This window comes from Psychroserpens algicola, assembly GCF_014526325.1.
Classification (GTDB): Bacteria; Bacteroidota; Bacteroidia; order Flavobacteriales; family Flavobacteriaceae; genus Psychroserpens; species Psychroserpens algicola.
On the sequence record NZ_JACNMJ010000009.1, the window covers coordinates 87,941 to 100,676 of the forward strand.

The 12,736-nt window shown below is 34.7% G+C and carries 11 protein-coding genes; 10 read left to right on the forward strand and 1 reads right to left on the reverse strand.

All coding sequences use genetic code 11. From position 1 onward, the window contains the following. Positions 1-22 precede the first annotated feature (22 nt). From H7350_RS16110 to H7350_RS16130, 5 genes are all read left to right on the forward strand, one after another. On the forward strand, positions 23-1,024 hold the full coding sequence (locus H7350_RS16110; protein WP_204346952.1) for a homocysteine S-methyltransferase family protein: 1,002 nt from the start codon (positions 23-25) through the stop codon (positions 1,022-1,024). Further along, complete coding sequence (metH, locus tag H7350_RS16115; RefSeq protein WP_204346953.1) at positions 1,024-3,708, forward strand: methionine synthase; 2,685 nt, start codon at positions 1,024-1,026, stop codon at positions 3,706-3,708. The genes H7350_RS16110 and metH overlap by 1 nt, the downstream gene beginning before the upstream one ends. Before the next feature lie 173 nt (positions 3,709-3,881). Further along, positions 3,882-4,838 (forward strand): methylenetetrahydrofolate reductase [NAD(P)H], encoded by a 957-nt coding sequence (gene metF, locus H7350_RS16120; protein ID WP_204346954.1) that lies wholly within the window; start codon positions 3,882-3,884, stop codon positions 4,836-4,838. A gap of 78 nt (positions 4,839-4,916) precedes the next feature. Then, the gene (locus H7350_RS16125) at positions 4,917-6,014 is read left to right on the forward strand and encodes an acyloxyacyl hydrolase (RefSeq protein ID WP_204346955.1); all 1,098 of its coding nucleotides are present in this window, start codon (positions 4,917-4,919) and stop codon (positions 6,012-6,014) included. Then, positions 6,011-6,760, forward strand: a complete 750-nt coding sequence (locus H7350_RS16130; protein ID WP_204346956.1) for a head GIN domain-containing protein — start codon at positions 6,011-6,013, stop codon at positions 6,758-6,760. The genes H7350_RS16125 and H7350_RS16130 overlap by 4 nt, the downstream gene beginning before the upstream one ends. Before the next feature lie 4 nt (positions 6,761-6,764). Here H7350_RS16130 and gldA read toward each other — a convergent pair whose 3' ends face one another. Further along, positions 6,765-7,658 (reverse strand): gliding motility-associated ABC transporter ATP-binding subunit GldA, encoded by an 894-nt coding sequence (gldA, locus tag H7350_RS16135; protein ID WP_204346957.1) that lies wholly within the window; start codon positions 7,656-7,658, stop codon positions 6,765-6,767. Between the two features lie 369 nt (positions 7,659-8,027). Between gldA and H7350_RS16140 the strand changes: the two genes are divergently transcribed. The 5 genes from H7350_RS16140 to H7350_RS16160 all read left to right on the forward strand — a co-directional run bounded on the left by H7350_RS16140 (position 8,028) and on the right by H7350_RS16160 (position 12,726). Next, a complete protein-coding gene (locus H7350_RS16140; protein WP_204346958.1) occupies positions 8,028-8,855 on the forward strand; it encodes a prephenate dehydratase in 828 nt (275 codons plus the stop codon). After that, positions 8,852-9,997 (forward strand): pyridoxal phosphate-dependent aminotransferase, encoded by a 1,146-nt coding sequence (locus tag H7350_RS16145; RefSeq protein ID WP_204346959.1) that lies wholly within the window; start codon positions 8,852-8,854, stop codon positions 9,995-9,997. The genes H7350_RS16140 and H7350_RS16145 overlap by 4 nt, the downstream gene beginning before the upstream one ends. 3 nt (positions 9,998-10,000) lie before the next feature. Continuing rightward, positions 10,001-10,852 (forward strand): prephenate dehydrogenase, encoded by an 852-nt coding sequence (locus tag H7350_RS16150; protein WP_204346960.1) that lies wholly within the window; start codon positions 10,001-10,003, stop codon positions 10,850-10,852. 9 nt (positions 10,853-10,861) lie between these two features. After that, positions 10,862-11,944, forward strand: coding sequence for a bifunctional 3-deoxy-7-phosphoheptulonate synthase/chorismate mutase type II (locus H7350_RS16155; protein ID WP_204346961.1), 1,083 nt, complete (start codon positions 10,862-10,864; stop codon positions 11,942-11,944). A 131-nt stretch (positions 11,945-12,075) separates the two neighbouring features. Further along, positions 12,076-12,726, forward strand: coding sequence for a carboxypeptidase-like regulatory domain-containing protein (locus H7350_RS16160; protein ID WP_204346962.1), 651 nt, complete (start codon positions 12,076-12,078; stop codon positions 12,724-12,726). Positions 12,727-12,736: the final 10 nt, after the last annotated feature.

Here is a 12,736-nt window from a genome sequence, read left to right on the forward strand (position 1 = left end):
TGACATTTTATAGCATATTAAAATGTCAGATTTATTACAAAGTTTACAACAACGTATTTTAGTCCTAGATGGCGCCATGGGCACCATGTTGCAACGCTATAAATTTTCTGAAGAAGATTTTAGAGGCGAACGCTTTAAGGATTATCCAACCTCTCTTAAAGGGAATAACGATTTATTGTCTCTAACCCAACCTCAAGCTATTGCTGATGTGCATCGGCTTTATTTTGAAGCTGGAGCCGATATTGTAGAGACCAATACCTTTTCTGGAACTACAATCGCTATGGCAGATTATAATATGGAAGATTTGGTCTATGAGTTAAATTATGAATCTGCAAAAATTGCCAAACAAGTAGCTGAAGAATTTACTAAAGCAACACCAAATCAACCTCGATTTGTCGCAGGTAGTATTGGTCCAACTAACAAAACGGCAAGCATGTCTCCCGATGTCAATAAACCCGAGTATAGAGCCATTACGTTTGAAGAATTACGCATCGCTTACAAACAACAAGTTGAAGCTCTAATCGATGGCGGCGTTGATGTGCTTTTAGTAGAAACCATATTTGATACGCTCAATGCTAAAGCCGCTTTGTTTGCGATCGAAGAAGTTAAAGAAGAACGTCAAATAGATATTCCAATTATGGTGTCAGGAACGATTACGGATGCTTCGGGAAGAACATTGTCTGGCCAAACCGTAGAAGCTTTTCTAACATCTATTTCACATGTACCTTTATTGAGTGTTGGGTTTAACTGTGCACTTGGTGCTGAACAACTCAAACCTTATTTACAGCGTTTGTCTAATCAAACCGATTTTTACACTTCAGCACATCCAAATGCTGGTTTGCCTAATGCTTTTGGGGAGTATGACCAAAGTCCGAAACATATGCAACAATTAATTGAAGATTACCTTAAAGACGGATTGATTAATATTATTGGAGGTTGCTGCGGAACCAATCCTGAGCACATCAAAGCGATTGCAGAAGTCGCTCAGAATTATCAACCACGATCAACTAAAGTTTACGCATAATGGCAGAATCTGACTGTAAAAAATATTTAACCTTATCTGGATTAGAACCTTTAGTGGTAACGCCAGAAAGTAATTTTATCAATGTAGGTGAGCGCACAAATGTGACAGGTTCACGAAAATTTTTAAGATTAATTAAAGACGAAAAATACGACGAAGCCTTAAGTGTTGCCAGAGATCAGGTTGAAGGTGGTGCACAAATTCTTGATGTCAATATGGACGAAGGCATGCTCGATGGCAAATACGCCATGGTTAAATTCTTAAATCTGATTGCTTCCGAGCCTGATATTGCTCGTATTCCATTAATGATTGATAGCTCTAAATGGGAGATTATTGAAGCCGGACTTCAGGTTGCTCAAGGTAAATGTGTTGTTAATTCAATTAGTTTAAAAGAAGGCGAAGCCGAATTTATACGTCAAGCAAAACTTGTTAAACGCTATGGCGCCGCAGTAATTGTTATGGCTTTTGATGAGGTTGGTCAAGCTGATACCTATGAACGCAGAATTGAAATTTGTGAGCGTTCGTACAAGCTGTTGATTGATCGTGTTGGTTTTCCACCTCAGGATATTATTTTTGATCCCAATATTTTTCCTGTGGCTACAGGGATGGATGAACATCGCTTAAATGCCTTAGACTTTTTTAAGGCTACGAAATGGATTCGCGAGCATTTGCCTTATGCTAATGTTTCTGGCGGTGTAAGTAATGTGTCTTTTTCATTTCGAGGAAACACCACAGTTCGAGAAGCGATTAACTCTGCATTTTTGTATCATGCTATTCAACACGGCATGAATCTCGGTATTGTGAATCCGACGATGCTGGAAGTCTACGATGAAATTCCGAAGGATTTATTAGAACACGTCGAAGATGTCTTGTTCGATAGACGGGACGATGCTACCGAACGCCTTTTAGACTTTGCCGAAACCGTAAAAGGGAATAAAAAAGAGGATAACGCTAAGGTTTTAGAATGGAGAAACGAAACTTTACAAGACCGAATTACACACAGTCTTGTTAAAGGTATTGATACTTTTATTATTGAAGATGTTGAAGAGGCTCGTAAAACATCTGAAAAGCCAATTGAAGTCATAGAAGGTCATCTTATGATTGGAATGAATGTAGTTGGTGATCTCTTCGGAAGCGGAAAAATGTTCTTGCCTCAAGTAGTCAAATCGGCACGTGTGATGAAAAAAGCAGTGGCTTATTTACAACCTTTTATTGAAGCTGAAAAAGACGGAAAACAAGAGTTTGCAGGTAAAATTTTAATGGCAACGGTAAAAGGCGATGTACATGATATTGGAAAAAACATCGTTAGTGTTGTTTTAGGATGTAATAACTATGAAATCATCGATTTAGGAGTGATGGTTCCGCCAGAAAAAATTATAGAAGCAGCCGTCAAAGAACAGGTTGATGTGATTGGTTTAAGTGGCTTGATAACACCATCACTTGATGAGATGGTATACCTTTCAAAAGCGATGAAAAAGGAAAATTTAACCATTCCGTTAATCATTGGAGGTGCCACCACATCTAAAGCGCATACCTCTGTGAAAATCGCACCAAATTACGATCATACTGTAGTGCATATCAATGATGCTTCCAGAGCTGTAACTGTAGTTGGGAATTTGCTTCAAAACGATAATAGTGTTTACAAAGCACAAATTAGAACAGAGTATGATAAGTTTCGTGAGCAATTTTTAACACGAGGAAAACGTAAAGAATACAGGTCTATCGAAGCAGCCAGAACGAATAAATTTCAAATAGACTGGGCGACTTCTGAAATAGTAAAACCTGAGCAACTAGGAATTCAGGTGATTGATAAATTTGATATTCGAGAATTAGAAGCCTTTATTGATTGGAGTCCGTTTTTTAGAAGCTGGGATCTCCACGGAAAATATCCAGACATTTTAAAAGACGATATTGTTGGTGTTCAAGCACAAGAGTTATTCAATGATGCTCAGTTATTATTAAAACGCATTTTTGATGAAAAACTGTTAAAAGCCAAAGCGGTGTTTGGATTGTTTCCAGCGAATACAGTTAATGATGATGATATTGAAGTTTACGATGACAAACAAGATGTTCAGGCAACCTTTCTTACGCTTCGTCAGCAATTAAAGAAAAGAGACGGTATTCCAAACTATGCCTTAAGTGATTTTATTGCACCAAAAGATTCCGGAATCCAAGATTACATCGGAGCATTTTGTGTAACTACTGGTTTTGGTACTCAAGAGTTAGCAGAACGGTTTGAAGCCGATAATGACGATTATAATGCGATTATGATTAAAGCATTAGCCGATCGTTTAGCGGAAGCGTTTGCCGAATATTTACACAAACAAGTACGAACTAAACATTGGGCTTATGCTAAAAATGAAGACTTAACTAATGACGATTTAATTAACGAAAGCTATAAGGGTATTCGACCAGCTCCTGGTTATCCTGCTTGTCCAGATCATTTAGAAAAATGCACGTTGTGGCAGCTGTTAAATGTCGAAAAACATATAGGTGTGCAATTAACTGAAAGTCTGGCGATGTGGCCTGCAGCATCGGTAAGTGGTTACTATTTTGGAAACCCGGAGGCTAAATATTTCGGCTTAGGAAAAATTACTGAAGACCAATTAAAAGACTATGCAAAACGAAGAGCTATAGATGAAGATACAGCCCGAAAATGGCTAAATCCAAATTTAGCAGAAACTTAACAATTTCTTAGAATATAAAGCGTGATAAAAATCAGATGAAGTCGTATTCTTGCAAAAAAAATCAAGACCCTAAATTATGAAAAAGTATAAAGTAGAAATTAGATTTGTTTTGCAATTATTAGCCCTTACAATGGTGTCTTTATTGATAGCGCATTTTATGGCAAAACAATGATATGAAAGTAACAGAACACATAAAACAAGCTAATGGAAATACGCAGTTTTCATTTGAAATTTTACCACCTTTAAAAGGGCAGCATATTCAATCCATATTTGATAATATAGATCCCTTGATGGAATTTAAGCCACCTTTTATTGACGTGACATATCATCGAGAAGAATATACTTTTAAAGACGTTGGCAATGGCTTGTTAAAAAAGCAAATAGTAAAAAAACGTCCAGGTACGGTTGGAATTTGTGCGGCCATTCAAAATAAATATGGTGTGGATGCTATTCCTCATATATTATGTGGCGGATTTACAAAAGAAGATACCGAAAACTTCTTAATTGATCTCGATTTTTTAGGAATAGAAAATGTGATGGCATTACGCGGAGACGCTGTCAAAACGGAAACTTATTTTAAACCTGAGAAGGAAGGGCATGCTTATGCCAGTGAATTGGTAAGTCAAATTTCCGAATTAAATAATGGAAATTATCTCGATGAAGAATTAAAGAATACATCTGAAATGGACTTTTGTATTGGTGTTGGTGCTTATCCAGAAAAACATATGGAAGCTCCAAGTCTGGATAGCGACATTCATTTCTTAAAAAAGAAGATAAAAAACGGAGCGTCTTATATCGTGACGCAAATGTTTTTTGACAATGAAAAGTATTTTAAGTTTGTCGAAAAATGCCGAGGTGAAGGCATAACAGTGCCAATTATTCCTGGGTTAAAGCCTATAGCGACGAAAAAGCAATTGAATTTAATTCCGCATCGCTTTCATGTCGATTTGCCTGAAGACTTAATCATCGAAATCGTAAAATGCAAAGATAACAGTCAGGTAAGACAAGTAGGCATCGAATGGTGTATTACACAATCTAAAGCGCTTCAAAAAGCAGGAATTCCCGTCTTACATTATTATTCAATGGGGAAAAGCGATAATATAAAAGCAGTGGCGTCTGCATTGTTTTAAAAACTCAGGCTTTTATTTTTACGTATAGATTTTAAAGCGTTAAAATTAATTACATACTTTTACGCTCTATCTAGATTTATGATTCGTTTTTTTGCCTGCTTATTTTGTTTGTTTAGTATATCTTCATTTGCGCAAGATGAAGACCCTAATTTATTTAGTTTAGATGCCAATGTTTTCTACGGAACCATCCTGGAACACAATCCAGATATACAGCATTTAATTGTAGATCATCCAACCGGATTAATTTTAAGTTACAATAAAAAAACCTTCGGATTTAAAGAATGGGAACGTCAGTATAATTATCCAGATTGGGGATTTTCGTTCATTTATCAGGATATGAAAAATGAAACCCTAGGAGAAAATTATGGGCTTTACGCACACTACAATTTTTATTTTTTTAAGCGTCACCTCAATTTTAGAATCGCTCAGGGTATTGCCTACACCACAAATCCTTATGATAAGGTCGATAATTTCAGGAACAATGCCTATGGGTCAGACTTGTTGAGTTCTACTTATATTATGCTTAACTATAAAAAGGAGAATATTATTAAAGGTTTTGGACTGCAAGCAGGTATTTCAGTTATACATTATTCGAATGCCAATTTTAGAGCGCCAAATACGTCTACGAATACCTTTGCATTTAATGTAGGAACCAGCTATCTGTTTGATTATGAAAGTAAGCCCGAATATATCACAACTTCAGATGAGAAAGATTATAAAGAACGTATCAAATACAACTTAGTATTCAGGTCTGGAGTTAATGAAAGTGATATCATTGATACAGGACAATATCCTTTTTATATTGTTTCAGCTTATGCCGATAAACGATTAAATCGGAAAAGCGCTATTCAGCTGGGAGCCGATGTCTTCTTTGCGAAATTTTTAAAAGAATTGATTTATTTTTATTCTGTGGCATTTCCTGAGCGCAATATTTCTGCTGATGAAGACTGGAAACGTGTTGGTGTTTTTGTGGGACATGAATTATTTATAAATAAAATGTCGTTCATTACACAATTAGGCTATTATGTGTATTATCCTTATGATTTTGAAGGACAGATGTATAACAGAATTGGATTAAAACGTTATTTTGGAGAGCATTTATTTGGAGCAGTTACCCTAAAATCACATGGCGCCAAAGCAGAAGCAGTAGAATTTGGAATAGGTATTAGACTATGAGACATCTATTAATTACTATAGTAGCAATTGTATTCGTTTCCTGTAATGGAGAGAACGTTCCTGATTGTTTTCAAAATGCTGGAAGTGTTATTGAGAAAGAGTTTGTAGTAGATGATTTTACTAAAATTGCAACATTTCCTCGAATAGAATTAATTATTACCGATGCACCAACTCAAAAGGTAACGGTTCAAACCGGTGAATACCTGATGAGTGATATTGATGTAAGGGTTGATGATGGTGTGTTGAAATTATTTAACAATAACGCTTGCAATATTTCAAGAGATTATGGGATTACTAAAGTATTCGTAAGTGCTCCAAATCTTACTGAAATTAGAAATGGGTCAGGGCTTTCTGTAAGAAGCCAAGGGGTGTTGAGTTATGAAAGTTTAAAATTGATTTCAGAAGATTTTAATTCTGAAGATGAAGTAAACACTGACGGGAATTTTTACTTAGATGTTGATTGCAATGCTATTGATATTGTTGTAAATAACTTGTCGACCATATTCATAAATGGACAAGTAGACAGTTTATATATTGGGTATTTCTCAGGAGATGCACGCTTTGAGGGTCGAGATTTAATCGCTCAAAATGTCAATATTTTTCAACGAAGCAGTAATGATATGATTATTAATGCTCAGCAATCTCTTACTGGTGAAATTAGAAGTACAGGCGATGTTATTGTAGTTAATACTCCAGTTGTGGTTGCGGTAGAAGAGTTTTACACAGGAACGCTAATTTTCGAATAGAGATTTATGACGTCAATTCCCTAAACAAACTTTCTAAACTTGCATTTTTTTGATTGAGCTGTAAGATTTTTAATTGATTGTCATGAGCAAAATCAAACACATGAGAACGCATATCTTCAGTTGTTGAAAAAGTAATCTCATAAATAAAATCATGAGTGTTTTTGACGGTTTTGGCTTTAGGTAATTTCAGTAAAAAGGCATCTTCAACACGATAATCAAATTCGACAATAACCGTTTGTTCTTTTTCGTCTCTTAAGTCTTTTAGTTTTTTATCGGCAACAATTTGACCTTTATTTATAATGATCACGCGATCACAAATAGCTTCTACTTCTTGCATAATATGCGTCGATAAAAACACGGTTTTGTCTTTACCAATTGTTTTAATCAAATGTCTGATATCAACCAGTTGATTTGGGTCTAATCCCGTTGTAGGTTCATCTAAAATTAAAACGGAAGGATTATGCAGCAACGCATTGGCGAGACCAACACGTTGTCTGTAACCTTTAGATAATTGACCAATGGTTTTATGAGCTTCAGGTGTAAGGCCTGTTAATTCTATAACCTCATTAATTCTAGATTTAGGAGTCTTGTAAACATTAGCATTAAATGTCAAATACTCTTTAACATACATATCTAGGTACAGAGGGTTATGTTCAGGTAAATAACCAACATTATTTTGAACATCCTGTTTGCTTGTTATGACATCAAAGCCACTTACTTTAGCTATCCCTTCAGTAGCATTGATGTAAGTGGTTAAGATTTTCATTAGTGTAGATTTTCCAGCGCCATTCGGACCTAGAAATCCAACAATCTCACCTTTGTTTACAGCAAAAGATATCTGGTCTAACGCTTTTTGTTTACCATATACTTTAGAAATGTTTTCAACCTCAATAGACATATATCAATTTATTTATTCAAAAATAGCAATTATTACCTATGACCTTATTTAAATTATGAATTCTTTAAAACTGAAACGAAAAATTCAAAAATATCTTATAACAATTTTGATTTCTTAAAATAATAATTACATTAGCACCTCATTTACAACTATGAATACATTAAATCATACATATTACAACTGGTTTTATTTCTTTTTTAGCGAAAAGAAAGAGACGTTATATGTATAATTTATTCAAAATAAATTTAATATGAGTCTCGATGTAAATCGGGACTTTTTTTTGTAAAACTTTATTTTGAAATGTCTATAGTAAGTATAAAATAATTGTTTAGAAAATCCCGAATGCCATTCGGAATATAAATTAAAAGTTTGATAAAATCGGTAGCCATACAAGGAGTTAAAGGGTCGTTTCATCACATTGTGTCACAGCAATTTTTTGAAGATACGGTAGATGTTAACGAATGCCTCACATTTGACGGCGTAGTCGATAGTATTTTAAATGCACAAAGTGATGCAGCTATTATGGCTATAGAGAATTCTATTGCAGGATCTATTATTCCGAATTACGCCTTAATCGATTCTCATAATTTGCATATTGTTGGTGAGCATTATTTAGCTATTCAACATCATTTAATGGCATTGCCCAATCAATCAATTGGTGATATTAAAGAAGTGTATTCACATCCTATGGCTCTATTACAATGTAAAGCGTTCTTTAAACAATATCCGCATATTAAACTTATTGAAGATAAAGATACAGCCGAGGTCGCTCAGCGCATTCAAAAACATCAGCTAAAGCATGTTGCGGCTATAGCCTCTCGATTAGCAGCAAATCTATTTGAACTCCATATCATTTCTGAAAGTATTCAAACCATAAAGCATAACGAAACTAGATTTGTTATAGTGAAAACGAAGAATTCTGAAATTTCCGAAGCACAAATCAATAAGGCTTCAGTAAAATTTGAATTAGACCATAAAAGAGGAAGTTTAGCGACTATTTTAAACGTTTTAAGTGATTGTAAGTTAAATTTGACTAAGATTCAATCACTCCCAAAAATTGAAACCCCTTGGAAATATGCTTTTTTTGTGGATTTAACTTTTGAAACCTACAAAGATTTCGAAAAGGCTAAATCAATTATGGCAATTATGGCTCAAGATTTTAAAATACTGGGAGAATATAAAAACGCAAGACTATGATTCAGATTGCTAACCGATTACAAAACGTTGAAGAATATTACTTCTCAAAAAAATTGAGAGAAGTAGGCTTGTTAAAGGCACAAGGCAAACCTATTATTAATTTAGGTATTGGGAGCCCAGATTTGAATCCGCCAGAACGTGTTCTCAATGCATTGGTAGAAACCTTCAATGAAGAGGGCGCTCATAAATATCAAAGCTATCAAGGTATTTTAGAGTTGAGAGAAGCGATTGCAGATTTTTACAGACGACATTTTAATGTGCCTTTAAGTCCGTTAACTGAAGTGTTACCGCTTATGGGAAGCAAGGAAGGGATTTTGCATATTTCAATGGCATTTTTAAACGAAGGCGATGAGGTTTTGATTCCAAATCCTGGATATCCTACCTATCAATCGGTTACAAAACTCGTAGGAGCTACACCTGTATTTTACGATTTAACGGAAGATAACAATTGGTTTCCAAATTTGATTGAACTCGAAAAAAGAGGTCTTGAAAAGGTAAAAATAATGTGGGTAAATTATCCGCATATGCCAACTGGAGCACAGGCAACCAATAAATTATTTGAAGATTTAATCACATTCGCAAAACGCAACAATATATTAATCATTAATGATAACCCATACAGTTTTATTTTAAATAAATACCCTCGAAGTATTTTAAAATATAATGGTGCTGCAGACGTGTGTTTAGAATTAAATTCCTTGAGTAAAACTTTCAATATGGCAGGTTGGCGAGTTGGGATGTTATTGGGTAAAGAAGCGTATGTTAAGGCTGTTTTGCGTGTAAAAAGTAATATGGACTCTGGTATGTTTTTAGGTATTCAAAAAGGTGCTATTGAAGCTTTAAATTGTTCAGATATGTGGTTTCTTAGCTTAAATAGCGTATACGAACAACGTCGTGAGATTGTATGGCAAATTGCCGAAGCACTTAACTGTACATATGATAAAATGGCTACAGGATTGTTTGTTTGGGCAAAATTACCCGACTACCTGAACGCTGAAGAATACATAGATTTAATATTAAAAGAAAAATCGATTTTTATTACTCCAGGAACCATTTTTGGATCTAATGGAAATCGATACATAAGAATATCACTTTGTGCACCACAAGATGATTTGGAAGAAGCATTAGCTAGATTGAAATAAAACATGAATAATATATATATCATAGGCGTAGGATTAATTGGCGGAAGTTTGGCGTTAGACATGAAGTCTAATAATGCACAAGCAACACTTTACGGCATTGATTCTAACACGACACATTTAGATGAAGCTATTGAACTCAAAATTATTGATGAGAAAGCGACTTATGATGATTTGAAAGATGCCGATTTAGTGGTGCTTGCAATCCCAGTAGATAAAGCTATAGCAGAACTTCCTAAGGTGTTAGATGCGATTTCAGATACGACCTTAGTTATAGATGTTGGTTCAACAAAACTGCCTATCTGTAACGCTGTAGAGCATCATGAAAAACGTCGCAATTTTTTAGCAACGCATCCTATCGCTGGTACCGAATTTTCAGGACCTTCAGCAGCTATTCGTGATTTATTTCAAAAGAAAACAAACATCATTTGTGAGGTGGAAAAAACAACGTTCAAATTACAAGAGAAAGCTTTACAGTTGTTTTCAGACTTAGGAATGCGCATTCGTTATATGAATCCTGAAGCTCATGATAAACATATTGCCTATGTGTCGCACTTATCACATATCAGTTCATTTATGCTAGGTAAAACAGTTATAGAAAAAGAAAAAAATGAACGGGATATTTTTGATATGGCTGGAAGTGGTTTTGAAAGTACTGTGCGGTTGGCAAAAAGTTCACCAGCAATGTGGACACCTATTTTTAAACAAAATAAAACCAATGTTGTAGAGACGCTCGATGAATACATCAATAATTTAAAACAGTTTAAAGCATTGATGGAGGCTGATGATTTTGAAGAAATATACAATGAGATGGAAAATACTAATCATATAAAGGATATACTAAAAGGAATTGTTTAATAGAATATTATGGAGAATAAGAAAGAAATGAGAACATGGTTAGATGATTTAAAATTAAATCATCCACTGGTCATTGCAGGACCATGCAGTGCAGAAACTGAAGAACAGGTGTTAAAAATTGCTCACGAGCTAAAAGATACCGATGTTAATTATTATCGAGCGGGTATCTGGAAGCCGAGAACACGACCTGGAAATTTTGAGGGTGTAGGTGCATTAGGTCTCAAATGGTTACAGAAAGTAAAAGCTGAAACAGGCTTAAAAACGGCAACTGAGGTTGCCAACAGAAACCATGTAGAATTGGCATTGGAACATGATATCGATTTATTATGGATTGGAGCGCGCTCAACAGTTAGCCCTTTTATCATGCAGGAACTAGCTGATGCACTGAAGGGAACCGATAAAACGGTATTGGTAAAAAATCCTGTCAATCCAGATTTAGCATTATGGCTTGGTGGTATCGAACGATTATATACAGCAGGAATCAAGAATTTGGGAGCCATACATAGAGGGTTTTCAACCTATGAAAAATCGAAGTATAGAAATATTCCTGAATGGCAATTAGCTATTGAATTTCAGAATAGATTTCCTGATTTACCGCTTATTAATGATCCTTCTCATATCACAGGAAAAAGAGATATGATTTTTGACGTGTCTCAAACCGCATTAGATTTAAATTTTGACGGATTGATGATTGAAACTCATACAAATCCTGATAAAGCATGGAGTGATGCTGCTCAACAAGTCACACCAGATACTCTAGTGCAAATCATGAAAGATTTGAGAATTAGAAAAGAAACAGATCCTGAAGCCGAGTACAATACAGAGCTTAATAATTTAAGAGCTCAAATTGATGTGGTTGACAATCAAATTATCGAATTACTAGGCAAACGAATGAAAGTTGCTGATGGGATTGGTGCTTTGAAAAAACAAAAAAATGTTGCTGTATTACAAAGTAAACGCTGGAACGAAATTTTAGGAAAAATGGTGCTTGAAGGCGAGGAAAAAGGATTAAGTGAAGAGTTTATCTTACGTATGTTTAAAGCGATTCATCAGGAATCGATTAATCATCAGGAAAAGATTATTAACGGATAATTATTAGAGCCTCACAGATTTGTGAGGCTTTTTTTATCACTTTACTAAGTGAAATATACCGTTCACTCATTGCTGATTTCAATGTTAGACGATTTCAATTAGGTTTGATTTCAAACGAAACACATCCAATTATGAAATCACTATTACTATTTTTTACAACTTTGATGTCCTTGATATCTTTTGGACAACAACTGATACACGGTTCAATTTCAGATAATAAAGAAGCTTTACCATTTGCTACAATTTGTATAAAAAATTCTACAAAAGGTGTTATGTCTGATGATTACGGAAATTTTACTATCGAAGCAAAACCAACAGATACCTTACAAGTGTCTTATTTAGGTTATAAATCAAAATCTGTTGTTGTAGGCAAGAAAACTCAAATCGAGGTAATTTTAAATGACTACGAACAATTAGACACGGTGTTGTTATATGGCTACAAACACAAAAGTATAAGTTGTGGTGTGATTTGCACAATGACCGAATGTTATCTCGATGATGAAGATATGCTGAAAGAAAAAATCATTGAAACCTCTGAAAGTATCAAGCTATTTCCAAACCCATCAAAATCAGGTGTTTTCAATTTGAAATTAATGGAAGATGTTTCTGAATTGCATATCGTTGTTGCTGATATTTCGGGACGAATTATTGTAAACACAACCCAAACAAAACTTAATTCAAATGCTGTTGTAGATTTGTCTAACCAGCCTTCAGGATTATATATAATCAACTTAATGTCTAATGGGACAAAAATTGCGTCTAAAAAAGCAATTAAAATCTAGATATGAAGAT